General features: G+C 63.9%; 26 protein-coding genes. 19 read left to right on the plus strand and 7 right to left on the minus strand.

What is annotated here, in order from left to right; genetic code table 11:
• Nucleotides 1-80: 80 nt before the first annotated feature.
• From ACSZPK_RS00060 to pilG, 3 genes are read right to left on the minus strand one after another with little or no spacing between them, the layout of a single operon-like run.
• Nucleotides 81-617, minus strand: coding sequence for a chemotaxis protein CheW (locus ACSZPK_RS00060; protein ID WP_437879361.1), 537 nt, complete (start codon nucleotides 615-617; stop codon nucleotides 81-83).
• A 51-nt stretch (nucleotides 618-668) separates the two neighbouring features.
• Nucleotides 669-1034: a twitching motility response regulator PilH gene (pilH, locus tag ACSZPK_RS00065; protein ID WP_437879362.1), complete on the minus strand. Its 366-nt coding sequence runs from the start codon at nucleotides 1032-1034 to the stop codon at nucleotides 669-671.
• A 42-nt stretch (nucleotides 1035-1076) separates the two neighbouring features.
• Complete coding sequence (gene pilG, locus ACSZPK_RS00070) at nucleotides 1077-1484, minus strand: twitching motility response regulator PilG (protein ID WP_437879363.1); 408 nt, start codon at nucleotides 1482-1484, stop codon at nucleotides 1077-1079.
• A 242-nt stretch (nucleotides 1485-1726) separates the two neighbouring features.
• Here pilG and gshB point away from each other — a divergent pair, with 242 nt between their 5' ends.
• From gshB to ACSZPK_RS00105, 7 genes are all read left to right on the plus strand, one after another.
• A complete protein-coding gene (gene gshB / locus ACSZPK_RS00075) occupies nucleotides 1727-2698 on the plus strand; it encodes a glutathione synthase (protein WP_437879364.1) in 972 nt (323 codons plus the stop codon).
• An 85-nt stretch (nucleotides 2699-2783) separates the two neighbouring features.
• Nucleotides 2784-3677 (plus strand): energy transducer TonB, encoded by an 894-nt coding sequence (locus ACSZPK_RS00080; protein ID WP_437879365.1) that lies wholly within the window; start codon nucleotides 2784-2786, stop codon nucleotides 3675-3677.
• 72 nt (nucleotides 3678-3749) lie between these two features.
• On the plus strand, nucleotides 3750-4319 hold the full coding sequence (locus ACSZPK_RS00085; protein WP_437879366.1) for a YqgE/AlgH family protein: 570 nt from the start codon (nucleotides 3750-3752) through the stop codon (nucleotides 4317-4319).
• The gene (gene ruvX, locus ACSZPK_RS00090) at nucleotides 4316-4744 is read left to right on the plus strand and encodes a Holliday junction resolvase RuvX (RefSeq protein ID WP_437879367.1); all 429 of its coding nucleotides are present in this window, start codon (nucleotides 4316-4318) and stop codon (nucleotides 4742-4744) included. Before ACSZPK_RS00085 ends, ruvX begins: the two co-directional genes overlap by 4 nt.
• Entirely contained in the window at nucleotides 4741-5250 is a 510-nt protein-coding gene (pyrR, locus tag ACSZPK_RS00095) for a bifunctional pyr operon transcriptional regulator/uracil phosphoribosyltransferase PyrR (protein WP_437879368.1), read from the plus strand. Before ruvX ends, pyrR begins: the two co-directional genes overlap by 4 nt.
• 50 nt (nucleotides 5251-5300) lie before the next feature.
• Entirely contained in the window at nucleotides 5301-6302 is a 1002-nt protein-coding gene (locus ACSZPK_RS00100; protein WP_437879369.1) for an aspartate carbamoyltransferase catalytic subunit, read from the plus strand.
• Nucleotides 6302-7573, plus strand: coding sequence for a dihydroorotase (locus ACSZPK_RS00105; RefSeq protein WP_437879370.1), 1272 nt, complete (start codon nucleotides 6302-6304; stop codon nucleotides 7571-7573). The genes ACSZPK_RS00100 and ACSZPK_RS00105 overlap by 1 nt, the downstream gene beginning before the upstream one ends.
• Nucleotides 7574-7646: 73 nt before the next feature.
• On the opposite strand, the gene ACSZPK_RS00110 is transcribed toward ACSZPK_RS00105, so the two are convergent.
• A complete protein-coding gene (locus ACSZPK_RS00110; protein ID WP_437879371.1) occupies nucleotides 7647-8048 on the minus strand; it encodes an NINE protein in 402 nt (133 codons plus the stop codon).
• A 93-nt stretch (nucleotides 8049-8141) separates the two neighbouring features.
• Between ACSZPK_RS00110 and ACSZPK_RS00115 the strand changes: the two genes are divergently transcribed.
• On the plus strand, nucleotides 8142-9353 hold the full coding sequence (locus ACSZPK_RS00115) for a putative DNA modification/repair radical SAM protein (protein ID WP_437879372.1): 1212 nt from the start codon (nucleotides 8142-8144) through the stop codon (nucleotides 9351-9353).
• Nucleotides 9350-10768: a UdgX family uracil-DNA binding protein gene (locus ACSZPK_RS00120; protein ID WP_437879373.1), complete on the plus strand. Its 1419-nt coding sequence runs from the start codon at nucleotides 9350-9352 to the stop codon at nucleotides 10766-10768. Before ACSZPK_RS00115 ends, ACSZPK_RS00120 begins: the two co-directional genes overlap by 4 nt.
• Before the next feature lie 210 nt (nucleotides 10769-10978).
• Here the strand turns inward: ACSZPK_RS00120 and ACSZPK_RS00125 are convergent, their stop codons facing one another.
• Together ACSZPK_RS00125 and ACSZPK_RS00130 are read right to left on the minus strand one after the other, a co-directional pair.
• Nucleotides 10979-12124 (minus strand): PilT/PilU family type 4a pilus ATPase, encoded by a 1146-nt coding sequence (locus tag ACSZPK_RS00125; RefSeq protein ID WP_437879374.1) that lies wholly within the window; start codon nucleotides 12122-12124, stop codon nucleotides 10979-10981.
• A gap of 170 nt (nucleotides 12125-12294) precedes the next feature.
• The gene (locus ACSZPK_RS00130; RefSeq protein ID WP_437879375.1) at nucleotides 12295-13329 is read right to left on the minus strand and encodes a type IV pilus twitching motility protein PilT; all 1035 of its coding nucleotides are present in this window, start codon (nucleotides 13327-13329) and stop codon (nucleotides 12295-12297) included.
• A gap of 72 nt (nucleotides 13330-13401) precedes the next feature.
• Here ACSZPK_RS00130 and ACSZPK_RS00135 point away from each other — a divergent pair, with 72 nt between their 5' ends.
• The 10 genes from ACSZPK_RS00135 to ACSZPK_RS00180 all read left to right on the plus strand — a co-directional run bounded on the left by ACSZPK_RS00135 (nucleotide 13402) and on the right by ACSZPK_RS00180 (nucleotide 22607).
• Nucleotides 13402-14082 (plus strand): YggS family pyridoxal phosphate-dependent enzyme, encoded by a 681-nt coding sequence (locus tag ACSZPK_RS00135; RefSeq protein ID WP_437879376.1) that lies wholly within the window; start codon nucleotides 13402-13404, stop codon nucleotides 14080-14082.
• A gap of 50 nt (nucleotides 14083-14132) precedes the next feature.
• Nucleotides 14133-14954 carry a pyrroline-5-carboxylate reductase gene (gene proC, locus ACSZPK_RS00140; RefSeq protein ID WP_437879377.1) on the plus strand — a complete coding sequence of 274 codons (822 nt, stop codon included), beginning with the start codon at nucleotides 14133-14135 and terminating at the stop codon, nucleotides 14952-14954.
• Nucleotides 14955-14963: 9 nt separating this feature from the next.
• Nucleotides 14964-15557, plus strand: a complete 594-nt coding sequence (locus ACSZPK_RS00145) for a YggT family protein (protein WP_437879378.1) — start codon at nucleotides 14964-14966, stop codon at nucleotides 15555-15557.
• 202 nt (nucleotides 15558-15759) lie between these two features.
• On the plus strand, nucleotides 15760-17742 hold the full coding sequence (locus tag ACSZPK_RS00150) for a dynamin family protein (protein ID WP_437879379.1): 1983 nt from the start codon (nucleotides 15760-15762) through the stop codon (nucleotides 17740-17742).
• A gap of 125 nt (nucleotides 17743-17867) precedes the next feature.
• Entirely contained in the window at nucleotides 17868-19007 is a 1140-nt protein-coding gene (gene metX, locus ACSZPK_RS00155; protein ID WP_437879380.1) for a homoserine O-succinyltransferase MetX, read from the plus strand.
• A 2-nt stretch (nucleotides 19008-19009) separates the two neighbouring features.
• Nucleotides 19010-19630 carry a methionine biosynthesis protein MetW gene (metW, locus tag ACSZPK_RS00160; protein WP_437879381.1) on the plus strand — a complete coding sequence of 207 codons (621 nt, stop codon included), beginning with the start codon at nucleotides 19010-19012 and terminating at the stop codon, nucleotides 19628-19630.
• Between the two features lie 10 nt (nucleotides 19631-19640).
• Nucleotides 19641-20060, plus strand: a complete 420-nt coding sequence (locus ACSZPK_RS00165) for a DUF4426 domain-containing protein (protein ID WP_437879382.1) — start codon at nucleotides 19641-19643, stop codon at nucleotides 20058-20060.
• On the plus strand, nucleotides 20057-20653 hold the full coding sequence (rdgB, locus tag ACSZPK_RS00170; RefSeq protein ID WP_437879383.1) for an RdgB/HAM1 family non-canonical purine NTP pyrophosphatase: 597 nt from the start codon (nucleotides 20057-20059) through the stop codon (nucleotides 20651-20653). The genes ACSZPK_RS00165 and rdgB overlap by 4 nt, the downstream gene beginning before the upstream one ends.
• A gap of 328 nt (nucleotides 20654-20981) precedes the next feature.
• Nucleotides 20982-22175 (plus strand): radical SAM family heme chaperone HemW, encoded by a 1194-nt coding sequence (hemW, locus tag ACSZPK_RS00175; protein ID WP_437879384.1) that lies wholly within the window; start codon nucleotides 20982-20984, stop codon nucleotides 22173-22175.
• A gap of 105 nt (nucleotides 22176-22280) precedes the next feature.
• Complete coding sequence (locus ACSZPK_RS00180) at nucleotides 22281-22607, plus strand: DUF3392 domain-containing protein (protein ID WP_437879385.1); 327 nt, start codon at nucleotides 22281-22283, stop codon at nucleotides 22605-22607.
• Between the two features lie 176 nt (nucleotides 22608-22783).
• Here ACSZPK_RS00180 and ACSZPK_RS00185 read toward each other — a convergent pair whose 3' ends face one another.
• Entirely contained in the window at nucleotides 22784-24325 is a 1542-nt protein-coding gene (locus ACSZPK_RS00185; protein WP_437879386.1) for a phosphoenolpyruvate carboxykinase, read from the minus strand.
• Between the last annotated feature and the right edge of the window lie 85 nt (nucleotides 24326-24410).

Here is a 24410-nt window from a genome sequence, read left to right on the forward strand (position 1 = left end):
CCAACCAAAACCCTTCTAGCAGACTGCCGAGAAAACAATTGCATCGCCGCGCTGGCAGCGCCCGTTCTCAACGCTCTGCGTTATATAGCCACATCCAGAAACCCCTGATCCTGCGCCAGCGCATGCGGGCTGAATACCAACCAGGGCCTTTCGCGCTGGAACACACCTCGCACGAATGGCGCGATGGCGGTTTCCACTTCAGGCAAGAGCTCGGAAAATGAGCTCACCGGAAAATGCTGCATGCCGAACACTTCATCGACCGTCAACCCGGCGAACACCTCGTGATGATCGACCACCAGCACCCGCCGCTGCTTGCGCAGGGGCGACAGTTCCGAGCCGAAGAAGCCGCACAGGTCCATCACCGGCAACAGGCGGCCACGCACGTTGGCCACGCCCTTGACCCAGGGCTTGACCCCGGGTAGCAGGGTGTGGCGCGGCTCATGCAGCACCTCACCGACCTCTCCCATCGGTGCGACGAAGTAACGAGTCCCCATGCGAAAGCCAATGCCGCCCCAGGTCTGGACCGTCTGCTGTTGGGATGGCAATCCCGCGGCAGACACCCGGCATCGCCGGTCGATGTCAGCCAGGAGTTCGAAAGGTGAAAGTGCGTCCGACATGCCTGCCTTCTTCTACTAATCCTTGTGCACGGTTACGGACAAAAGGTCGCTTTAGCCAGCCAATACCGCGTTCAGTGTTTTCAGCAGTGTTTCTTCGTCCACCGGCTTGGTCAGGTAGTCGCGCGCGCCCTGGCGCTTGCCCCAGACCTTGTCGGTTTCCTGATCCTTGGTGGTGACAATAATCACCGGAATGTGACTGGTGTCGGCATCCTTGGTCAGTTGCCGGGTCGCCTGGAAACCATTCAGGCCAGGCATGACGATATCCATCAGCACGGCATCGGGTTTTTCCTGGCGGGCCAGGGCCACGCCATCCGCACCGTTCTCCGCCTTCAGCACCTGATGCCCGTGCTTTTCCAGCATGGCGGTCAGTTTGTACATTTCGGTTGGCGAGTCATCAACAATAAGAATACGAGCCATGGAGTTCCCCATACGCAAAGACTGTGCCGGCCGAAGCCAGACTTAAGAGGCTTGCTCCACCGGAGTGAATGCCGGGACATGCGCCTTGATCGCACCCAGAAGCTCTTCCTTGCTGAAAGGCTTCGTCAGGTACTGGTCGGAGCCGACGATGCGGCCCTTGGCCTTGTCGAACAGACCATCCTTGGATGACAACATGATCACCGGGGTGGATTTGAAAGCACTGTTGTTCTTGATCAGGGCGCAAGTCTGATAACCATCGAGACGCGGCATCATGATGTCGACGAAGATGATGCTCGGATGCGTATCGGCGATCTTGGCCAGGGCATCGAAACCGTCCACGGCTGTAATGACCTCACAGCCCACTTTCTTCAGCAGAGTTTCGGCGGTGCGGCGAATCGTCTTCGAATCGTCGATTACCATCACCTTCAAACCCTCGGAATGCTGTTCCATGTTCGCCCTACCATCGCCTTAGGTGAGTCGTTCTATTCATTACCACAGAGAGCCAGAGGCCCTGCCAGCGAAGGGCTGCGACCCGATCTCGGGTCTTTTTAGCACACTCTCCACATGCAAGCTACAAGGCTCTAAGCCTTGCGCTGAACCCTTGACCGGCAGGCCCGCCGACGCCACCCTTGCGCATCCTTCTGGCCGCAAAGGCCCCCATTTCGCCGAAAACGGCTGCGGAGGTTTACCCGATGAGCGTTCGCCTGGGGATCGTCATGGATCCCATCGCCCACATCAACTTCAAGAAGGACAGCTCACTGGCCATGCTGCTGGCAGCCCAGGCTCGTGGCTGGTCCCTCTTTTGTATGGAGCAGTGCGATCTCTACCAGAACGCAGGCAAGGCCCGCGCCCGAATGCGCCCACTCAAGGTATTCGAAAATCCCCAGCAGTGGTTCGAACTGGACGCCGAGCAGGACAGCCCACTGAGCGACCTCGATGTGATCCTGATGCGCAAGGACCCGCCGTTCGATAACGAGTTCGTCTACTCCACCTACCTGCTGGAACAGGCCGAGCGCGAGGGCGTACTGATCGTCAACCGTCCGCAGAGCCTGCGCGACTGCAACGAAAAGATGTTCGCCACCCAGTTCCCGCACCTCATGTCGCCGACCCTGGTGAGTCGCCGGCCGGATATTCTGCGCGAGTTTGCCGAACAGCAGCGTGACATCATTCTCAAACCCCTGGATGGAATGGGTGGTTCTTCGATTTTCCGCCATCGCCAGGGCGACCCGAACCTCTCGGTGATCCTCGAGACCCTGACCCTGCACGGCACCCAGCAATGCATGGCGCAAGGCTACCTGCCCGCCATCGTCGACGGCGACAAGCGCATCCTGATGATCGACGGCGAACCGGTGCCCTATTGCCTGGCACGCATCCCCGCCAGCGGCGAGACACGTGGCAACCTGGCGGCCGGCGGCCGTGGCGAAGCGCGCCCGCTGACCGAACGCGACCGTGAGATTGCCGCCGAGATCGGCCCGGTGCTGCGCGAGAAGGGCCTGCTGTTCGTCGGCCTGGACGTAATCGGCGATTACCTGACCGAGATCAACGTGACCAGCCCGACCTGCATCCGCGAAATCGACAAGGCTTTCGACACACGCATCGGCGAGCGACTGATGGATGTCATCGCCGGCAAGCTGCAGGCGAGCGGTCGCGCGACCCAACCTTGATCCAGCTAACAGCTTTGACAGCCGAACTTGCAGCGCGCGGTGCGAACTCGCAGACTGCGCGGCACTCCGGACTCGTCGATACGCAATGAACGCAGCCAGCAACGCCCCTCGCCTACCCAGCCCCCAGGTCCGCCCCGCGGACCGACTGGGTTTCACCCTGCTGATCGCCGCCGTGATCCACCTGGCACTGATCCTCGGGGTGACCTTCACCGTGGCCACACCCAGCGACCTGAGCAAGACCCTGGAAATCACACTGTCGACGTTCAAGAGCGATGAAAAACCCAAGAACGCCGACTTTCTCGCGCAGAACAACCAGCAGGGCAGCGGCACCCTGGATCACAAGGCCGCGCCCAAGACCACCGAGCAGGCGCCGTTCCAGGACACCGAGGTGAAAAAGGTGACGCCACCCGCGGCACCGCCGCCAGCGCAGAAGAAGGAAGCGCCCAAGGCGGCCGTCGCCACGCGCTCGCCGCAGAAGGAAAAAGCCCCGACGCGCACGGAAAAAACCAAGACGCAAGAGTCGGCCCCACCGGCGCCCACCATTGACCGCGAGCAACTGTCTTCCGAGATCGCCAGCCTGGAAGCCGAACTGGCCCAGGAGCAGCAGGCCTATGCCAAGCGGCCGAAGATCCATCGCCTCAACGCCGCCTCGACCATGCGTGACAAAGGCGCCTGGTACAAGGACGAATGGCGCAAGAAGGTCGAGCGCATCGGCAACCTCAACTACCCCGAGGAGGCGCGGCGCAAGCGCATCTACGGCAGCCTGCGCCTGCTGGTATCGATCAACCGCGACGGCAGCCTCTATGAAGTGACCGTACTGGAGTCATCCGGGCAACCGGCGCTGGACCAGGCCGCGCAGAAAATCGTCCGCCTGGCCGCGCCTTTCGCGCCATTCAGCGGCGACCTGGCCGAATTCGATCGCCTGGAAATCATCCGCACCTGGCGCTTCGAGCGCGGCGACCACCTGTCCAGCCAATAACAGGCCGCCGCCCGCCCAACCGAATAGCGTTTGCGCTTGCAGCTTGCCGCCCGCTCCCCGAAACTAGCCGGCATGAAAACCCCCTCGCCGACCAACCTGAAGAATCACTTTCTGATCGCCATGCCGCACATGGCCGATCCGAATTTCGCGCACACCGTCACCTACCTGATCGAACACAGCAGCAACGGCGCCATGGGCCTGGTCATCAACCGGCCGAGCGAGCTGTCCCTGGCCGATGTCATGGAGCAGTTGCGTCCCGACGAGTTGCCAGCGGTTCGCTGCCAGGACGTTCCGATCTATACGGGCGGGCCGGTGCAGACCGATCGCGGCTTCGTCCTGCACCCGACCGGGCTGCATTTCCAGTCGACCCTGGAGCTCGGCGAGCTGTCGCTGTCGACCTCTCAGGACGTGCTGTTCGCCATCGCCGAAGGGGTCGGCCCCAAACGCCATCTGATCACCCTCGGCTACGCCGGCTGGGAAGCTGGGCAACTGGAGGCCGAACTGGCGGACAACACCTGGCTGACCTGCCCGGCCAGCGCCAGCGTGCTGTTCGACATCCCCCAGGAACAGCGCCTCGGCGCCGCAGCGGCGATACTGGGTATCGACCTGAACCTGCTCACCGCCCAGGCCGGTCACGCATGATCCGCCTGTTGCTGGGCTTCGACTACGGGACCAAGCAGATCGGCGTCGCGGTCGGCCAGACCATCACGGGCCAGGCCCGCGAGCTGTGCGTGCTCAAGGCGCAGAACGGCGTGCCCGACTGGCAGAAAGTCGAAGCCTTGATCAAGGAATGGCAGCCCGACGCCATCGTCGTCGGCCTGCCGCTGAACATGGACGGCAGCCGCAGCGAGATGAGCGAGCGCGCGGAGAAATTCGCCCGGCGCCTCAACGGCCGCTACAACCTGCCGGTCCATACCCACGACGAACGCCTGACCACCTTCGAAGCCAAGGGCCATCGCCTGGCCCAGGGCCAGCGAGACGGCTACAACCAGCGCCCCGTGGACGCCCTGGCTGCCGCCCTGCTGCTCGAAGGCTGGCTGGCGGAACATCCCCAGGAGCCCGCATGACCCTGCCCAACCCCGCCGAACTGCTGCCACGCATGGCCCGCGAACTGCGCCAGTCGCTGGACCAGCGCGGTATCGAACAGCCCCATTTCATCGGCATTCGCAGCGGCGGCGTCTGGGTGGCCCAGGCCCTGCTCGAACAACTTGGCCTGGACGTGCCGCTGGGCACCCTCGACGTGTCCTTCTACCGCGACGACTTCACCCAGAACGGCCTGCACCCACAGGTTCGCCCGTCCGAACTGCCGTTCGAGATCGAAGGCCAGCATCTGGTGCTGATCGACGACGTGCTGATGAGCGGCCGCACCATCCGCGCCGCGCTGAACGAATTGTTCGACTACGGTCGCCCCGCCAGCGTGACCCTGGTCAGCCTGCTCGACCTGAACGCCCGCGAGTTGCCAATCCATGCCGACGTGCTCGGCGCGACACTCGCACTGGCCGCCAATGAACGAGTAAAATTGTCCGGCCCCACGCCACTGAATCTCGAACTGCAGACGCTTTCCGCGTCCTGACGGACGCTTCTGCCGCTCTACCCGCTCGACCTCTACAAGGGCCCGCCCCAATGCCTATCGATGCCAAGCGCTCGCTGCAACTCAACGACCAGGGTCAGCTGCGCCACTTCATTTCGCTCGACGGCCTGCCCCGTGAGCTGCTGACCGAAATCCTCGATACCGCCGACTCCTTTCTGGAGGTCGGCGCACGCGCGGTGAAAAAGGTCCCGCTGCTGCGTGGCCGTACCGTGTGCAACGTGTTCTTCGAGAACTCGACGCGCACGCGCACGACCTTCGAACTGGCCGCCCAGCGCCTCTCGGCCGACGTGATCAGCCTCAACGTGTCGACGTCCTCGACCAGCAAGGGCGAGACGCTGTTCGATACCCTGCGCAACCTCGAAGCGATGGCCGCCGACATCTTCGTCGTGCGCCACTCCGACTCCGGCGCCGCGCACTTCATTGCCGAGCACGTGTGCCCGAACCTGGCGATCATCAACGGTGGCGACGGCCGCCACGCGCACCCGACCCAGGGCATGCTCGACATGCTCACCATCCGCCGCCACAAGGGTGGCTTCGAGAACCTGTCGGTGGCCATCGTCGGCGATATCCTGCACTCGCGGGTAGCGCGCTCCGACATGCTGGCGCTGAAGACCCTGGGTTGCCCGGACATCCGCGTGATCGGGCCGAAGACGCTACTGCCGGTGGGCATCGAGCAATACGGCGTGAAGGTCTACAGCGACCTCGCCGAAGGCCTCAAGGACGTCGACGTGGTGATCATGCTGCGCCTGCAGCGCGAGCGCATGACCGGCGGTCTGCTGCCCAGCGAGGGCGAGTTCTACCGCCTGTTCGGCCTCACCGAGCAGCGCCTCAAGGCCGCCAGGCCGGATGCCATCGTCATGCACCCCGGGCCGATCAACCGTGGCGTGGAAATCGAATCGGGAGTCGCTGACGGCGCCCACTCGGTGATTCTCAACCAGGTCACCTACGGCATCGCCGTACGCATGGCCGTACTCTCGATGGCCATGAGCGGCCAGGCGACCCAGCGCCAACTCGATGCCGAGGAGCAGAACTGATGCACACGAAAATCCTCGGCGCCCGCGTCATCGACCCGGCCAGTGGCATTGACCAGGTACACGATATCTACCTGGCCGGCGGCAAGATCGTCGCCTTCGACCAGGCACCTGCCGACTTCCAGGTCGAGAAGCAAATCGACGCCCACGGCCTGATCGCCAGCCCCGGCCTGGTCGATCTTTCCGTCGCTCTGCGGGAACCGGGCTACAGCCGCAAGGGCAGTATCGCCAGCGAAACCCTGGCTGCCGCAGCCGGTGGCGTGACCAGCCTGTGCTGCCCGCCGCTGACCCGTCCGGTGCTGGACACCACCGCCGTGGCCGAACTGATCCTCGACCGCGCCCAGGAGGCCGGACGCGCCAAGGTCTTCCCCATCGCCGCGCTGACCAAGAGCCTGGCCGGCGAGCAACTGGCCGAGCTGGTGGCGCTGCGCGATGCCGGCTGCGTCGCCTTCAGCAACGGCCTGGCGCCGATGGCCAACAACCGCACCCTGCGTCGCGCGCTGGACTATGCCGCGACCTTCGACCTGACGGTGATCTTCCACTCCCAGGACGCCGACCTCGCCGATGGCGGCCTGGCCCACGAAGGCCCGACTGCCAGCATTCTCGGTCTGGCAGGCATTCCAGAGAGCGCCGAAACCGTGGCCCTGGCCCGCGATCTGTTGCTGGTCGAGCAGAGCGGCGTGCGCGCGCACTTCTCGCAACTGACCAGTGCCCGTGGCGCGCAGATGATCGCCGACGCCCAGGCCCGTGGCCTGCCGGTGACCGCCGACGTGGCGATGTACCAGTTGATCCTCACCGACGAGGCGCTGCTGGGCTTCTCCAGCCAGTACCACGTGCAGCCGCCACTGCGTACCGCGGCCGACCGCGAAGGCCTGCGCCAGGCGGTCAAGAGCGGTGTGATCGGCGCCATCGCCAGCCACCACCAGCCCCACGAGCCGGACGCCAAGCTGGCACCGTTCGGCGCCACCGAACCGGGCATGAGCAGCGTCGAGCTACTGCTGCCGCTGGCCATGACCCTGGTCCAGGACGGCCTGCTCGACTTGCCGAGCCTGCTTGCCCGCCTCACCAGCGGCCCGGCCAAGGCCCTGCGGCTACCGGCTGGACGCCTGGCCGTCGGCGCGCCGGCCGACCTGCTGCTGTTCGATGCGCAGAGCCAGACCCTGGCGGGAGAAACCTGGTTCTCGAAAGGCAACAACAGCCCCTTCATCGGCCATTGCCTGCCTGGCAAGGTGCGCTACACGCTGGTCGACGGTCGGGTGAGCTTCGAGGGCTGACGGTTCGACGGCAGCAGCCGCAAGTTGCGAACCAAGGAGCGCTCTAGCTCCTCTCTTGCGGCTGCTGTCCGGTCTAGACCCTCTGCGGCACGTTGCGCTCGGAGATCTGCCCGTTCAGCGTCCAGAAGTCATAGATCACGCCGACGAAGAACAACCCGCCAGTGACCAGGTAGATAAGACCGGTGACCCACTTGCCCAGGTACATGCGGTGCACGCCGAACACCCCGAGGAAGGTCAGCAGAATCCAGGCGAGGTTGTAGTCCAGGGGGCCGTCGTTGAAGCGCAGGTCCGCCTCGCGATCCATCGACGGGATCAGGAACAGGTCGATGATCCAGCCGATGAACAGCAGGCCCAGGGTGAAGAGCCAGATCGTGCCCGTGACTGGCTTGCCGTAATAGAAGCGATGGGCACCGAGGAAACCGAATATCCACAGCAAGTAGCCAATGGCCTTGCTGTGCGTGTCTTTCTGCTGCATGAAACACTCCTGGCCGACGATAGGTAGGCGGCTCGCTTGCATCATGGAACGGCGATCCAGATACTGTATATAAATACAGTAAAGATCATCCCCATGGAGCTCATCGACAAGCTAACCGTACTGGCCGATGCCGCCAAGTACGATGTGTCCTGCGCCAGCAGCGCCGCGCCCAGGCGCTCGTCGGCGGGCAAGGATGGCATCGGCGCCACCAACGGCATGGGCATCTGCCACAGCTTCACCCCGGACGGCCGCTGCGTGGCCTTGCTGAAGATCCTGCTGACCAACTTCTGCCTGTACGACTGCCAGTACTGCGTCAACCGTCGCTCCAGCGACGTACCGCGTGCGCGTTTCACCCCGGAAGAAGTGGTCGCCCTGACCCTGGATTTCTATCGGCGCAACTGCATCAGCGGCCTGTTCCTCAGCTCAGGGATCATCCGTTCTTCTGACTACACCATGGAACAATTGATCCGCGTGGCGAAGCTGCTGCGCGAGGAACACCAGTTCCGTGGCTACATCCACCTCAAGACGATTCCCGATGCCTCGCCGGAGCTGATCGCCGAAGCCGGACTTTATGCGGATCGCCTCAGCGTCAATATCGAGCTGCCCACCGAGAGCAGCCTGATCCGCCTGGCGCCGGAGAAGAGCGTCGCCCCGATCAAGAAAGCCATGGGCACCATCCGCCTCGGTGTCGAAGAAGCCACGGCGGAAAAGCGCGCACCGGCCTTCGCACCGGCCGGGCAGAGCACGCAAATGATCGTCGGCGCCGATGCCACCGACGACCGCACCATCCTCGACACCGCCCAGACGCTGTATGGCGCCTACAAGCTCAAACGGGTCTACTACTCGGCCTTCAGCCCGATCCCGCAGAGCCCGAAGACAGTCCCCTTTGAAGCCCCGCCACTGTTGCGCGAACACCGCCTGTACCAGGCTGACTTTCTCCTGCGCGGCTATGGTTTCAGCGTGCAGGAACTGATCGCCACACCCGGCAACCTGGCACTGGATATCGATCCCAAACTGGCCTGGGCACTGGCCAACCGGGCGCAATTCCCCCTCGACCTGAACACCGCAGAAGCGGCGATGATCGCCCGCGTGCCAGGCATCGGCGTGCTCAGTGCCAAGCGCCTGGTCGAGCTGCGTCGTGAACGACGCATCCGCTATGCCGACGTGGTACGCCTGCGCTGCGCCATGGAAAAAGCCAAGCCATTCATCGTCACCCACGATTACCGGCCGCGCCAGGCCACTCTGGAATCCAGCGCGCTGCGTCGCCAGCTCAGCGACCAGCCGGCACAGATGGCCCTGTGGTGATCACCTCGTTCGCGGACTGGCGCAACGAGGCACGCCGGCTGCTGCTGGCTGGCGTCGAACCCCATGCCGCCCACTGGCAGGGCAATGCCGACCTGTTCGGCGACCAGGCATCGGCCGGTGAGACGTCTGGGCCGGTTCGCACGTTCAACATTCCCAAGGAACTTCCCGAACTACTGGCCAGTGCCGCGCGCTTTCGCGCGGACGATCGCTGGGCGCTGCTGTACCGCGTGCTCTGGCGTGTGGTCGAGGGCGACCGCAGCGCCATGCTCGCCGGTGATATCGATGGCAGCGAACTGCATCGCCGGATCAAGGCCGTGCGTCGCGAAGCCCATCACATGCATGCATTCCTGCGTTTTCGTCCCTGCCAGCACGAAGGGCTGGATTTCATCGCCTGGCACGAACCGGACCACGAGGTCCTGGACCTGGGCGCCGAACACTTCATCACACGCATGGGCCGGCATCGCTGGCTGATCGCCACGCCGGCCGGCGCGGCTCATTGCGATGGTGAGCAGGTGCATTATCACCAGCCATGTCCGCCCGAACTGCGCGAACTGGCACGCACCGACAACGACGATGCCGCTGGCGACCTGTGGAAAGCCTACTACCACAGCACCTTCAACCCCGCGCGCCTGAACGAGAAGGTCATGCGCAGCCATATGCCGACGCGCTTCTGGCGACATCTGCCGGAAGGTCCGCTCATTTCGCGGATGATGAGCGAGGCACGGGCCGGCCAGCAGCGCCTTGGCCAAACGGCCAGCGTTGGCGCACGCAACGGCAAGGAAGTGCTGATCGCCAGTGACCGGGCCCAGCCGAAGCGCGGCCTGTCGACCGCCTTGCAGGGTTGTCAGGCGTGCGGGATATGGCGTAACGCAACATGCGCGGTGGCAGGCGAAGGCCCGCAGCAGGCCCGCATCATGCTGGTCGGAGGACAGCCGGGCGATCTCGAGGACCTGGCCGGACGACCCTTCGTGGGGCCGGCGGGCCAGGTGCTGGACCATGCGTTTGCCAAGACCGGGCTGGAACGCGGGTCGATCTACCTGACCAACGCGGTGAAGCACTTCAAATGGACGGCCCAAGGCGTTGGCAAGCGAACCGGGACACGCCTGCATGCGCCCGCCGAGCCGGCAGAGATCGAGGCCTGCCGCTTCTGGCTGGAGCGGGAACTGGCCGAGGTGCGACCACGCATCATCGTCGCCCTGGGCCGCACGGCCCTGGCGTCGCTATTGAACGTCAACGACCCGCAGCGCATTGATCTGGCCGATTACGGCCAACAACCGTTGCGCCACGGTGATCGATGGCTTCTGGCGGCGCCACACCCGGCGGCAGTGCTGCGCAGTAGCGAAGACGGCGAAAAATACCGGGCGGACCTGATTGGCGCGCTGAAACAGGCAAAGCAGTTGGCCAGCGCAACCTAGAGAACCGAAGACTGGAGCGAGGCAAAGCGGACATCGAGATTATTTACCGTCACTCCCGCGAAGGCGGGAGCCCAGACAAAAGCCGCTTCTGGGTTATTCCCCTTCGAGCCAGCGCGAGCGCTGTTCAGCGATGGAGCCGCTGTCCCGCCTTCGCGGGAGTGACGGAATAACGATCGTCCGTCCGCTTTAGCTTATAACCGCCAGCCGCTATCAGCGAAAACGCCGCCCCGGATCGTCCTCACTGATTTCCAGGCTCAGGCCCTGGCTCATGGAGGTCAGGTGGTCGCCATCGGTTTCCGAGCCCAGCTTGATCATCAGGCGCAGGTCGTTCGCCGAGTCAGCGTAGAGCAGCGCGTCCTCGTAGGTGATCTCGCCCTGGGTATAGAGGTTGTACAGCGCCTGGTCGAAGGTCTGCATGCCTTGCTCGGTGGAGCGTTTCATCAGCGCCTTGAGTTCGTGCACCTCGCCCTTGCGGATCAGGTCGGCGGCCAGCGGCGTGTTGATCAACACTTCGATCACCGCGCGTCGGCCCTTGCCGTCCGGGGTCGGCACCAGTTGCTGGGCGACGATGGCCTTGAGGTTCAAGGACAGATCCATCCACACCTGGTTCTGCCGGTCCGCCGGGAAGAAGTTGATGATCCGGTCCAGCGCCTGGTTGGCGTTGTTGGCATGCAGGGTGGCCAGGCACAGGTGACCGGTCTCGGCGAAGGCCACGGCGTGGTCCATGGTCTCGCGGGTACGCACCTCGCCGATCAGGATGACGTCCGGCGCCTGGCGCAGGGTGTTCTTCAGCGCGACCTCGAAGGATTCGGTGTCGATACCCACTTCGCGCTGGGTAACGATGCAGTTCTGGTGCTGGTGGATGTATTCGATCGGGTCCTCGATGGAAATGATGTGGCCGCTGCTGTTCTTGTTGCGAAAGCCGATCATCGCCGCCAGGGACGTCGATTTACCGGTGCCGGTGGCACCGACGAACAGCACCAGGCCACGCTTGGTCATGGCCAGTTTCTTCAGTATTTCCGGCAACTTGAGATCATCGAGGGTCGGGATGTTGGTCTCGATGCGCCGCAGCACCATGCCCACCAGGTTGCGCTGGTAGAAGGCGCTGACGCGGAAACGGCCAATGCCTCGCGCACTGATGGCGAAGTTGCACTCGTGGTTCTCGGCGAAGTCGCGACGCTGCTGCTCGTTCATCACGCCGAGCACGGTCTCGCGGGTCTGCTCCGGCGACATGGCCGCCTTGGTCACCGGCATGATCTTGCCATTGACCTTCATCGAGGGCGGCACACCGGCGGTGATGAACAGGTCGGAACCGCCCTTTTCCACCATCAGACGCAACAGCTTTTCGAATTCCATCTTTCCCGCCCCATTCAACGGCAGTGGCCGATGATCTTTATATGTATGCCGATACAAGAAAAACGGCTTGGAAGGCGAGTCTACGAGTGCTCGTCGATCTTCCGCAGCCGTTTTTGATCACGCCCGAGCGGCGTTGTCGAAGAGCGTGACCCGTGTCTCAGAACCTGTTGTCAGAAGTTCTCCGGCGTCTTGGCTTTTTCCCGCGCCAGTTCGCGGCTGACCAGGCCCTTGGCCACCAGCCCTTTCAGGCACATGTCCAGGGTCTGCATGCCAATCGAGCCGCCGGTCTGGATCGCCGAATACATCTGCGCGACCTTGTCTTCGCGGATCAGGTTCCGGATCGCCGGCGTGCCGATCATGATCTCGTGCGCCGCAACCCGGCCACCGCCGATCTTCTTCAGCAGGGTCTGCGAGATGACCGCCTGCAACGACTCGGACAACATCGAGCGGACCATGGATTTCTCTTCCGCCGGGAACACATCGACCACGCGGTCGATGGTCTTGGCCGCCGAGGTGGTGTGCAGGGTGCCGAACACCAGGTGCCCGGTTTCCGCCGCGGTCAGGGCCAGGCGGATGGTTTCCAGGTCACGCATCTCGCCGACCAGGATGATGTCCGGGTCTTCGCGCAGGGCCGAGCGCAGGGCCTCGGAGAAGCCGTGGGTATCACGATGCACCTCGCGCTGGTTGACCAGGCACTTCTTCGACTCGTGCACGAATTCGATCGGGTCCTCGATGGTGAGGATGTGGTGGTATTTGTTGCTGTTCAGGTGGTCGATCATCGCCGCCAGGGTGGTCGACTTGCCCGAGCCGGTCGGCCCGGTCACCAGCACCAGGCCACGCGGCACGTCGGTGATCTTCTTGAACACATCGCCCATGCCCAGGTCTTCCATGCTCAGGACCTTGGAGGGAATGGTCCGGAACACCGCGCCAGCGCCGCGATTCTGGTTGAAGGCGTTGACCCGGAAACGCGCGACGCCGGGTACCTCGAAGGAGAAGTCGGTCTCGAGGAACTCTTCGTAATCCTTGCGTTGCTTGTCGTTCATGATGTCGTAGATCAGCGCGTGGATCTGTTTATGATCCATGGCTGGCAGGTTGATGCGACGAACATCGCCATCGACCCGGATCATCGGCGGCAAGCCAGCCGAGAGGTGCAGGTCCGACGCGCCTTGCTTGGCACTGAAGGCCAGCAGCTCGGTAATATCCATGGGACTCCCCAATCGAATGCAAGCGGGTAGAATGCCGCGAACCCCTGACGGGCGGGCTATAGAGCGCAGGTAATGTCCACGATAGCAGAGAATATTGCAAAGGTCGGAGCACGTATCCGTGAGGCGGCGCAAGCCTCGGGGCGTGACAGTTCAACGATTGGCCTGCTCGCCGTGAGCAAGACCAAGCCCGCCGCGGCCATTCGCGAGGCCCATGCCACGGGACTTGTGGACTTCGGCGAGAACTATTTGCAGGAGGCGCTGGGCAAGCAGCTCGAATTGACGGACCTGGCGCTGACCTGGCACTTCATCGGCCCCATCCAGTCGAACAAGGCCAAGCCGATCGCCGAGCATTTCGACTGGGTGCACTCGGTCGACCGGCTGAAGATCGCCGAACGCCTGGCCGCCCAGCGCCCCGCCGAGTTGCCGCCGCTGAACATCTGCCTGCAGGTCAACGTCAGTGGCGAGGCCAGCAAGTCCGGTTGCGCCCCCGAGGAACTCGCGGCTCTGGCACAGGCGGTAACACAACTGCCACGCCTGAAGCTGCGTGGATTGATGACAATCCCCGAGCCGACCGACGACCCGGCCAGGCAACGCGCCGCCTTCGCTCGCCTGCGTGAGCTGCGCGACAGCCTGGGCCTGGAGCTCGACACGCTGTCGATGGGCATGAGCCATGACCTGGAAGCGGCCATCGGCGAAGGCGCGACCTGGGTCCGCATCGGCACCGCGCTGTTCGGTGCCCGCGACTATTCATGAACCTGAGCGAGTGCGGCGTATCCGCCTCGACCGAAACCAAGGAAGCAGAAATGAGCCACCCACGTATCGCCTTCATCGGTGCCGGCAACATGGCTGCGAGCCTGATCGGCGGCCTGCTCGCCCAAGGGTTTGCGGCCAGCCACATCCGCGCCAGCGATCCCGGCGCCGAGCAGCGGGCGAAGGTCGCCGCCGAGCATGGCATCGAGCTGTTCGAGAGCAACGCCCAGGCGGTCGAAGGTGCCGACGTCATTGTCCTGGCGACCAAGCCCCAGGTGCTCAAGCAGGTCTGCCTGGCCCTCGCGCCCAGCCTCGTCCCCGGTCAGCTGGTCGTCTCCATCGCCGCCGGCATCACCTGTGCCAGCCTGGCCGACTGGCTCGGCGCCGGGCGCGCCATCGTGCGCTGCATGCCCAATACGCCGGCGCTGCTGCGCCAGGGTGCCAGCGGCCTGTACGCCAACGCCGAGGTCAGCGCCGAACAGCGCGCCATCGCCGAGCAATTGCTCGGTGCCGTCGGGCTGGCCCTGTGGCTGGACGAAGAACACCTGATCGACGCGGTCACCGCCGTATCCGGCAGCGGCCCGGCATACTTCTTCCTGCTCATCGAAGCGATGACCGCCGCCGGAGAGAAACTCGGGCTGCCTCGTGAAATCGCAGCGCAACTGACGGCCCAGACCGCCCTTGGCGCCGCACGCATGGCCAGCGAAAGCGAGGTCGATGCCGCCGAACTGCGCCGCCGCGTGACCTCGCCGAACGGCACCACCGAAGCGGCGATCAACGCCTTCCAGGCCGGCGGCTTCGCAGCCCTGGTCCAGCAAGCCCTCGATGCCGCAGCCAATCGCTCGGCCGAACTCGCCGCACAACTGGGTCAATAAGGAGACTCCATGTCCGGACTCATCGAAGCCCTCGTCTACATCATCCAGACCCTGGGCAGCCTGTATCTGCTGGTGGTACTGCTGCGCTTCATCCTGCAACTGGTACGTGCCGACTTCTACAATCCACTCAGCCAGTTCACGGTCAAGGCCACCCAGCCACTGCTCAAGCCCTTGCGCAAGATCATTCCCGGCTTCGCCGGCCTCGACCTGGCCTCGCTGGTGTTGGCGCTGATCGTGCAACTGCTGTTGATGGCGGTGGTGCTGCTGATCGCCGGCGTCAACCCGCTCAGCGTTGGCGGCATCCTGCTGGTCTGGGCGGTCATCGCGCTGACTTCGCTATTCCTGAAGATTTTCTTCTTCGCCATGATCATCAGCGTGATCCTGTCCTGGGTCGCGCCGGGCAGCTACAACCCTGGCGCGCAACTGGTCAATCAGATCTGCGAGCCGGTGCTGGCACCGTTCCGTCGCCTGATCCCCAACCTGGGCGGCCTGGATATCTCGCCGATCTTCGCCTTCATGGCCCTGCACCTGATCGACCGTTTCATAATTGGCAACCTGGCGCAGATGAGCCAGATGCCGCAACTCCTCGCTCCGTTCGTCTGAACCACCGGCCTGGCTGCACGCGGCCAGGCTCACTCGACCGTTCGGGCACGTCGATCGACCACACGCCAGCATTTGCCTGCGGCCGATTGACGCCTTCCCGGCGCTACGCATAATGCTTTGACCCCACGTTCAGCGTGGCGCCGTTCGCGCAGGCAGTCGGCCACGTCAGGCAGGATGCACAAGCCCCCGGAGGAACCCACGAATGAGCATGGAACGTCTCAGTCAGCAGGTCGATGCCTACGTCGCGTGGAAGCGCGAGCTGGTGCGTGACATCACCCGCTACCGCACCTGGCTGGCGACCAACCGGCTGGGCTCCGATGCCATGGAGAAACGCCTGGACCGTGCCCTGCACCTGTTGCGCACCGACCACATCACCCTGGCCTTCGTCGGCGAGTTCTCCCGCGGCAAGACCGAACTGATCAACAGCCTGTTCTTCTCCGAATACGGCCAGCGCATGCTGCCGTCCCAGGCCGGACGCACCACCATGTGCCCCACCGAGCTGTTCTTCGACCCGCGCTCGGAGCGCTCCTACATCCGCCTGCTGCCCATCGAGACCCGCACGGCTTCGGCCAGCGTCGCGCAGTTCAAGCGCATCCCCAAGCACTGGGTGAACATCCCGCTGGACGTCAGCGACCCGGACAACATGGTCCAGGCCTTCGCCCAGGTCGCCAAGACCAAGGCGATGCCAGTCGAGCACGCGATCCAGCTCGGCTTCCACCCGGATCAACTGGAAAGCGCCGGCAAACCCGGCCTGGTGCTGGTGCCGGCCTGGCGTCACGCCATGGTCAACATCGACCACCCGCTGCTGCGCCAGGGCCTGCGCATTCTCGATACGCCCGGGCTCAACGCTCTGGGCAGCGAACCGGAACTGACCCTGTCGATGCTGCCCAGCGCCCAGGCGGTCATCCTGCTGCTGGCCGCGGACACCGGCGTGACCGCCAGCGACATGGCCATCTGGCAACAGCACATCCGCCAGCTCGACGAAGACACCCAATCCAGCCTGTTCGCCGTCCTGAACAAGATCGACGTGCTGTGGGACGACCTCGCGGGCGAGGCGTTCGTGAGCCAGGCGATCCAGCAGGTGCGCCAGGACACCGCGCGCCAGCTCGGCCTGGACGTCGAGGACGTGCTGCCGCTGTCGGCCAAGCAGGCGATGCTGGCCAAGGTGCGCCAGGACGACGGGCTGCTGCGCCGCAGTCAGTTGGCCGACCTGGAGGCCCTGCTCTGCGAGCGTATCGTCGCGCAAAAGGAACGCCTGATCGAAGACCGCGTGGTCAACCAGGTCCTGGCCCTGCTCAACAACAGCCAGCAGGTACTCAAGCTGCGTCTGGAAAAAGTGCTGGAGCAGCAGATCCTGCTCACCAGCCAGCAGATGGACAATGGCCAGCTACTGTTCGAGCTGACCGCCAAGACCAAGGAAGACCACACGCTGCACCACAAGCGCCTGCTCAACCTGAAGACCAACCAGCGCCTGCTCAAGCGCCAGGGCGACCTGCTGCGCGCCGCCGTGCGCCCGGAAAGCCTCGAACGGCACCTGGCCCACCTGCGCAAAGGACTCACCGGCAGTTGGACCACCCTGGGCATCAACCAGACCATCCAGCAGTTCTTCGAGTCGGTGGAAAACGACCTGCACAGCCTGGTGCAGGAAGCGGAGACGGCCAATCGCATGGTTGCCGCCATCTACCAGCGGCACAATCAGGAAAACCCGCTGCAGGGCGTCGATGCGCCACAGTTCAACAGCCAGCGCTACCAGCGCGAAGTGAAGAACCTGCGGGACAAGGCCGACCAGTTCCGCCTGCACCTGAAGACCCTGCTCACCGAACAGAAGATCCTCAGCCGGCGTTTCTTCTCGACCCTGGTCCAGGAAGTCATCGGCCTGCACCAGCGCCTGCGCCGTGACGCCGAGCAATGGGCCAGCGATGCGCTGCTGCCGCTGATGCAGAACACCCTGGAACACAAGCAACTGCTGGAAACCCACATGCTGCGCCTGAAGTCCCTGGCCCAGGACACCCAGCAGACGCGCCAGCGCGGCCAACAACTGACGCGCTATATAGAGGAACTCGAGAAACAGCTGGCCGTCGCCAGCGACCTGCTCCGGTCACTGCGCCTCCCCGCACCGATTCAACGCCAGGGCAAGGTGGTCGCCCTGCCGGGGGCCAGCGCAAGTCGAAAACTTGAGGCCTGAGGCGTTTATCGCCACGACGGCAGGCTTTTTCTTCCGGTCAGCGTGCAGCCCCGCCCTGCTACTGCTTGCCGCTACCTGCCACGCTCTTTAGACTGGCGCACTTTCTCGTTTCCTGAGCAGGCTCGATGTCGACTGCCTTCCCCGAAGACTCCGTCGGTCTGGTCGCGCCACAGACCGCCCATTTCTCCGAACCTCTGTTGCTGGCCTGCGGCCGCACGCTGGACCAGTACGACCTGGTCTACGAGACCTACGGCGAACTGAACGCCACGCGCAGCAATGCCGTGCTGATCTGCCATGCCCTGTCCGGCCATCATCATGCCGCCGGTTATCACAGCGCCGATGAGCGCAAGCCCGGCTGGTGGGACAGTTGCATCGGCCCCGGCAAACCGATCGACACCCGCAGGTTCTTCGTCGTCGCCCTGAACAACCTGGGCGGCTGCAACGGCAGTACCGGCCCGGCGAGCAGCAACCCGGCCACGGGCAAAGTGTTCGGCGCCGACTTCCCGATGATGACCGTGGAAGACTGGGTGCACAGCCAGGCGCGCCTGGCCGACCTGCTCGGCATCCAGCAATGGGCCGCGGTAGTCGGCGGCAGCCTCGGCGGCATGCAAGCGCTGCAGTGGTCGATCAGTTACCCCGAGCGCATCCGTCATTGCGTGGCCATCGCCAGTGCCCCGGTGCTGTCGGCGGAGAACATCGCCTTCAACGAAGTCGCCCGGCAGGCGATCCTCACCGATCCGGACTTCCACGGCGGCCACTTCCAGGAACATGGCGTGGTGCCCAAGCGCGGCCTGATGCTGGCGCGCATGGTCGGTCATATCACCTACCTGTCCGACGAGGCCATGGGCGAGAAATTCGGCCGTGACCTCAAGGCCGACAAGCTGGCCTACGACTTCAACAGCGTCGAATTCCAGGTCGAGAGCTACCTGCGCTACCAGGGCGAGGAGTTTTCCGGCCGCTTCGACGCCAACACCTACCTGCTGATGACCAAGGCCCTCGACTACTTCGACCCGGCCAAGGCCCACGGCGGCGACCTGGCCAAGACCCTGGCGGTGGCCAAGGCGGACTTCTGCCTGATGTCCTTCACCACCGACTGGCGCTTCTCGCCGGCACGCTCGAAGGAAATCGTCACCGCCCTGATCGCGGCGAAGAAAAACGTCTCCTACCTGGAGATCGACGCGCCCCAGGGCCACGACGCCTTCCTCATCCCGGTGCCGCGCTACCTGCACGCCTTCAGCGCCTACATGAACAGGATTGCGGTGTAACCATGCGAGCCGATCTGGACATCATCCAAGAGTGGATTCCCACCGGCGCCCGCGTCCTCGACCTCGGCTGCGGCGACGGCGAACTGCTGGCCTGGCTGGGCGAGCACAAGCGGGTCAGCGGCTACGGCCTGGAAATCGACCCGGACAAGATCGCCCGCTGCATCGAGCGTGGGGTCAACGTCATCGAGCAGGACCTCGACCTCGGACTCGGCAACTTCGCCAGCAACAGCTTCGACGTGGTGGTCATGACCCAGTCGCTGCAGGCCCTGCACTTCCCGGACAAGGTCCTGGCGGAAATGCTCCGGGTCGGGCGCACCTGCATCATCACCTTCCCCAACTTCGGCCACTGGCGCTGCCGCTGGTACCTGGCACGCAACGGCCGCATGCCGGTGTCGGACTTCCTGCCCTACACCTGGTTCAACACGCCGAACATCCACTTCTGCACCTTCGAAGACTTCGAGCGCCTGTGCCATGAGCAGGGCGCCAGGATCGAAGAGCGGCTGGCCGTCGACCATGAGCACCGACACAATCTCGGCAGCCGGCTATGGCCTAACCTGATGGGTGAAATCGGTATCTACCGGATCAGTGGTCCGGGCCTGGCCGATCACCGCGTCGCCGTCTGAGGAGAACGTCATGTTGCGCACCGCCCTGCTCTGCCTGTCGCTGCTATTCGCCTTGCCGGCGCTGGCCGAGCGCAAACAGACCTTCGGCGACCTCGACGTGCATTACAACGTGTTCAACGCCAGCTTCCTGCAAGCCGATGTGGCCGCTGACGCGGGGCTGACCCGCGGCAAGAATGTCGGCGTGGTCAACCTCACCCCGCTCAAGGCCGGCAAGTCGACGCCCGTGCAGGTCAGCGGCGAAACCCGCGACCTGCTCGGCAAGCGCACGCCCTTGCAGTTCCGCCAGGTGCTGGACAATGGCACCGTGTCGTACATCGCCGAATTCCCCATCACCCAGCGTGACACGCTGACCTTCGACCTGGACGTGCAGAGCGGCGGCGCAGTGCCCAACCGCGTCAGCTTCACCCAGGAAGTGTTTCCGGACGAATGATGCCCTTCCAAGAACTCGTACTCGCCAGCCACAACGCCGGCAAACTCAAGGAACTCCAGGCCATGCTCGGCGACGCCGTACGTGTGCGCTCGATCGGCGAGTTCTCGGCCGTGGAGCCGGAGGAAACCGGCCTGTCGTTCGTCGAGAACGCCCTTCTCAAGGCGCGTAATGCCGCACGCATTTCCGGACTGCCGGCACTGGCCGACGACTCGGGCCTGGCGGTCGATTTCCTCGGCGGCGCGCCGGGCATCTATTCGGCCCGCTATGCGGATGGCCAGGGCGATGCGGCGAACAATGCCAAGCTGCTCGACGCCCTCAAGGACGTCACCGATGAGCAGCGCGGCGCCCAGTTCGTCTGTGCCCTGGTGTTGGTACGGCATGCCGACGATCCGCTGCCGATCATCTGTGAGGGCCTCTGGCCGGGCAGCATCCTGCACGAAGCCCGTGGCGTGGAAGGGTTCGGCTACGACCCACTGTTCTGGGTGTCGGAGCGCGGTTGCTCCAGCGCCGAGCTGCCAGCCGCCGAGAAGAACCAGCTCAGCCACCGCGCCCGCGCCATGGCCCTGCTCAAGCAAAGATTGGGGATTGCATGATCATTCCCACGTCGAGGCGCCGAACCGTCCGCGTGGGAATGATCGACAAACGCGCTGGAGGCTGGACGAAATAGCTATGCGTATTCGTAGGGTGGACAACGCTCTTTTTGTCCACCATCCGTAGCGCGGTGGACAAGCTTCGCGTTGTCCGCCCTACCAACTGCAGGAGCGGGCCATGCCCGCGATCGCGCGCACGGACCAGGCGTCCCCGCACGTTCCTACGGATTTCGTACACTCGGCGAAGATCGACCTACTTGGCCTCAAAGCAGTCCGCTCGCCACGTTGGCTATCTGACTCACTAAAAGCGCAGCACTGACAACATAGACCTATGAAAACCAAGAGCCCCAAGCAGGAAGCGGATGGTTTCGAGCTTCAAGCTTCCCGCTTCGAGCTCCCACCTCTCGCGGCCTACATCCACATTCCATGGTGCGTGCGCAAATGCCCGTACTGCGATTTCAATTCCCACGCCGCCGGGCCGATTCTGCCGGAAGAAGCTTATGTCGATGCGCTGCTGGCTGACCTTGACGCCGACCTGCGTCATGTCCACGGCCGCCCGCTGAGCTCGATTTTCTTCGGCGGCGGCACGCCCAGCCTGTTCTCGGCCAAGGCACTGGGGCGATTGCTCGAAGGCGTGGAGCAGCGCGTACCGTTCGCCAACGATATCGAAATAACCCTGGAAGCCAACCCCGGCACCTTCGAGCAGGCCAAGTTCCGTGACTATCGCTCGCTGGGTATCAATCGCCTGTCCATCGGCGTACAGAGCTTCCAGCCTGAAAAGCTCAAGGCACTCGGCCGTATCCACGACGGCGCCGAGGCGATCCGCGCCGCCGACATGGCGCGGGCGGCGGGCTTCGACAATTTCAACCTGGACCTGATGCACGGCTTGCCGGATCAGACCATCGAAGATGCGCTGTTCGACCTGCGCACGGCCATCGCCCAGCAACCCACGCACCTGTCCTGGTACCAACTGACGATGGAGCCGAACACGGTGTTCTGGAGCCAACCGCCGGTGCTACCCGAAGACGACCTGCTGTGGGACATCCAGGAAGCCGGCCAGGCCCTGCTTGCCGCCGAAGGCTACGCCCAGTATGAAGTCTCGGCTTACGCCCAGGCGAACCGCCGTGCCCGGCACAACCTCAACTACTGGACCTTCGGCGACTTCCTCGGCATTGGTGCCGGCGCCCACGCCAAGCTCAGCGATCCATCGGGCCGCATCGTGCGCACCTGGAAGACCCGCCTGCCCAAGGACTACCTCGACCCAGGCAAGCCCTTCGAGGCCGGCGAACGCCTGCTCGAAGCCGGAGAGCTGCCGTTCGAGTACCTGATCAACGTCCTACGCCTGACCGATGGCGTTGCCGCCGAGCAGTTCAGCCGGCGCACCGGCCTGCCCCTGCAAGCCCTGGGCGAGGGCCGCAAGCTGGCCGAATCACGCAAGCTGCTGCACACCGATCCGCAGCGCCTGGCGGCAACCCGTGAAGGCCAACTGTTTCTCAACGATCTGCTGCAACTGTTTCTGGACTGACACTGCATCGGTCGATTCCGGTAGGCTATGCCGCTTCGTTTCTCGGGCCACTGAACTCACGCCCGAGCCGGGTCTCCAATCGGAGCCCAACAGCAAGGAGCCTGCATGGACCTCATACTCGACCTGATCGCCACCGCCTCGCGCTGGTGCCGCGGCCATCTCTACGATATTTCCCTGGCCGTGATGGTCACCCTGCTGGTGCTGCTTGGACCAGGCATCAACGCCTGGGTACAGAGCAAGATCGGCCACCTCAACTTCATCCTGCGCACCCTGATCTTCGTCGCGGCCTGCGTGATCGGTTACGGCCTCGCCGTGACCTTTCTCACCCCCTGGCTGGCCAAGGGCCTCGGCTACTTCAACAACTACACCCTGGCGCCGATGCTGCTGGTGGGTTTCTTCCTGATCGGGGTGCTGGCGGAGCGCAATAGCTGATTTCTCGTCATTCCCGCGAAGGCGGGAATCTAGAAAACTAGGGGCTTCTGGATTCCCGCCTGCGCGGGAATGACGATAACTGAAGCAACTGGACCGCTGATCCAGCACTTATCACTGCCGTATTCCACCCACAAAAAAACCGCCCGAAGGCGGTTTTTTGTTGGACCGAACAGCGCTTACAGCTGTGGGCCGGCGTTGCGGATGGCGTCGGAAACGTCGAACTTCTTGAAGTTCTCCACGAACAGCTTGGCCAGGCCTTTGGCAGCCTCGTCGTAGGCAGCCTGGTCAGCCCAGGTATTACGCGGGTTGAGCAGGTTGGTTTCGACGCCCGGTACCGACTTCGGCACGCTCAGGTTGATGATCGGCAGTTGCTCGGTTTCGGCACCGGCCAGGGCGCCGCTCTGGATGGCAGCGATCACGCCACGGGTGGTCGGGATGTTGAAACGCTTGCCAACACCGTAGCCACCACCGGTCCAGCCGGTGTTGACCAGGTAGACCTTGGAACCGAAGCCACGAATGCGCTTGATCAGCAGCTCGGCGTATTCGCCAGCCGGGCGCGGGAAGAACGGTGCACCGAAGCAGGTGGAGAAGGTCGACTTGATACCGCTGCCGGAGCCCATCTCGGTGGAACCGACCAGCGCGGTGTAACCGGAGAGGAAGTGGTAGGCGGCCTGTTCTTCATTGAGGATCGACACCGGCGGCAGTACGCCGGTCAGGTCGCAGGTCAGGAAGATCACGGCATTCGGCTCGCCGCCGAGGTTATTCTCGCTGCGCTTCTCGACCAGTTCCAGAGGGTAGGCCGCGCGGCTGTTCTGGGTCAGGCTGTCGTCGGCGTAGTTCGGCACGCGGTTCTCGTCGAGCACGACGTTTTCCAGCACGGCACCGAACTGGATGGCGTTCCAGATCACCGGCTCGTTCTTCTCGGACAGGTCGATGCACTTGGCATAGCAACCGCCTTCGATGTTGAACACCACGCCCACGCCCCAGCCGTGCTCGTCGTCACCGATCAGGTAACGGCTCGGGTCGGCGGACAGGGTGGTCTTGCCGGTACCGGACAGGCCGAAGAACAGGGTCACGTCGCCCTCTTCGCCGATGTTGGCGGCACAGTGCATCGGCAGCACGTCGGCGTCCGGCAGCAGGAAGTTCTGCACGGAGAACATGGCTTTCTTCATTTCGCCGGCGTAGCGCATGCCGGCGATCAGGACTTTGCGGGCCGCGAAGTTGATGATCACGCAGCCATCGGAATGGGTGCCGTCACGCTCGGGCACGCACTCGAAGTTGGCGACGTTGAGCACCTGCCACTCACCCTTGCCGGCCGGGTTGTAGGTTGGCGGGTTGATGAACAGCTGGCGACCGAACAGGTTCTGCCAGGCAGTGCCGGTGGTCATCTTGACCGGCAGGTAGTGGGCCTCGGCCGAGCCTACATGCACGTGGGAAACGAAGTGGCTCTGGGCGTTGTTGAACGCTTCTACGCGGTCCCACAGGGCATCGAACTTGTCGGCCGGGAACGGGCGGTTGATCGCGCCCCAGGAAATCTTCGAGTCGGTGCTCGGTTCCTGGACGATGAAGCGGTCAACCGGGGAACGACCAGTCCGATGACCAGTGCGAACGACCAGAGAGCCGTTGGCGGCCAGCTCGCCTTCGCCGCGGCGGAGGGCTTCTTCGACCAACTGGGCAGCGCTGACATCGGTATAAACGGCGGTATTGGCTTGCGTCATGAGGTTCCCCATCGGCTCCTTGGCCGAGTCTTCAAACTGCGTAGTGAAAGCGACTTACAACTACAGCGATAAAAAAGTCGCGGGA

It is taken from the genome of Pseudomonas sp. LRF_L74, assembly GCF_965644255.1.
Classification (GTDB): domain Bacteria; phylum Pseudomonadota; class Gammaproteobacteria; order Pseudomonadales; family Pseudomonadaceae; genus Aquipseudomonas.

Bases quoted from the DNA above. Each gene is read 5' to 3' on its own strand.
- ACSZPK_RS00085 (WP_437879366.1), top strand. From the start codon at position 3,750: ATGAAAACCCCCTCGCCGACCAACCTGAAGAATCACTTTCTGATCGCC.
- metW (WP_437879381.1), top strand. From the start codon at position 19,010: ATGCGAGCCGATCTGGACATCATCCAAGAGTGGATTCCCACCGGCGCC.
- ACSZPK_RS00165 (WP_437879382.1), top strand. From the start codon at position 19,641: ATGTTGCGCACCGCCCTGCTCTGCCTGTCGCTGCTATTCGCCTTGCCG.
- ACSZPK_RS00060 (WP_437879361.1), bottom strand. From the start codon at position 617: ATGTCGGACGCACTTTCACCTTTCGAACTCCTGGCTGACATCGACCGG.
- metX (WP_437879380.1), top strand. From the start codon at position 17,868: ATGTCGACTGCCTTCCCCGAAGACTCCGTCGGTCTGGTCGCGCCACAG.
- ACSZPK_RS00105 (WP_437879370.1), top strand. From the start codon at position 6,302: ATGCACACGAAAATCCTCGGCGCCCGCGTCATCGACCCGGCCAGTGGC.
- ACSZPK_RS00180 (WP_437879385.1), top strand. From the start codon at position 22,281: ATGGACCTCATACTCGACCTGATCGCCACCGCCTCGCGCTGGTGCCGC.
- ACSZPK_RS00135 (WP_437879376.1), top strand. From the start codon at position 13,402: ATGTCCACGATAGCAGAGAATATTGCAAAGGTCGGAGCACGTATCCGT.
- hemW (WP_437879384.1), top strand. From the start codon at position 20,982: ATGAAAACCAAGAGCCCCAAGCAGGAAGCGGATGGTTTCGAGCTTCAA.
- pilG (WP_437879363.1), bottom strand. From the start codon at position 1,484: ATGGAACAGCATTCCGAGGGTTTGAAGGTGATGGTAATCGACGATTCG.
- rdgB (WP_437879383.1), top strand. From the start codon at position 20,057: ATGATGCCCTTCCAAGAACTCGTACTCGCCAGCCACAACGCCGGCAAA.
- ACSZPK_RS00080 (WP_437879365.1), top strand. From the start codon at position 2,784: ATGAACGCAGCCAGCAACGCCCCTCGCCTACCCAGCCCCCAGGTCCGC.
- ACSZPK_RS00100 (WP_437879369.1), top strand. From the start codon at position 5,301: ATGCCTATCGATGCCAAGCGCTCGCTGCAACTCAACGACCAGGGTCAG.
- gshB (WP_437879364.1), top strand. From the start codon at position 1,727: ATGAGCGTTCGCCTGGGGATCGTCATGGATCCCATCGCCCACATCAAC.
- pilH (WP_437879362.1), bottom strand. From the start codon at position 1,034: ATGGCTCGTATTCTTATTGTTGATGACTCGCCAACCGAAATGTACAAA.
- ACSZPK_RS00115 (WP_437879372.1), top strand. From the start codon at position 8,142: ATGGAGCTCATCGACAAGCTAACCGTACTGGCCGATGCCGCCAAGTAC.
- proC (WP_437879377.1), top strand. From the start codon at position 14,133: ATGAGCCACCCACGTATCGCCTTCATCGGTGCCGGCAACATGGCTGCG.
- pyrR (WP_437879368.1), top strand. From the start codon at position 4,741: ATGACCCTGCCCAACCCCGCCGAACTGCTGCCACGCATGGCCCGCGAA.
- ACSZPK_RS00150 (WP_437879379.1), top strand. From the start codon at position 15,760: ATGAGCATGGAACGTCTCAGTCAGCAGGTCGATGCCTACGTCGCGTGG.
- ACSZPK_RS00185 (WP_437879386.1), bottom strand. From the start codon at position 24,325: ATGACGCAAGCCAATACCGCCGTTTATACCGATGTCAGCGCTGCCCAG.
- ACSZPK_RS00130 (WP_437879375.1), bottom strand. From the start codon at position 13,329: ATGGATATTACCGAGCTGCTGGCCTTCAGTGCCAAGCAAGGCGCGTCG.
- ACSZPK_RS00110 (WP_437879371.1), bottom strand. From the start codon at position 8,048: ATGCAGCAGAAAGACACGCACAGCAAGGCCATTGGCTACTTGCTGTGG.
- ruvX (WP_437879367.1), top strand. From the start codon at position 4,316: ATGATCCGCCTGTTGCTGGGCTTCGACTACGGGACCAAGCAGATCGGC.
- ACSZPK_RS00125 (WP_437879374.1), bottom strand. From the start codon at position 12,124: ATGGAATTCGAAAAGCTGTTGCGTCTGATGGTGGAAAAGGGCGGTTCC.
- ACSZPK_RS00145 (WP_437879378.1), top strand. From the start codon at position 14,964: ATGTCCGGACTCATCGAAGCCCTCGTCTACATCATCCAGACCCTGGGC.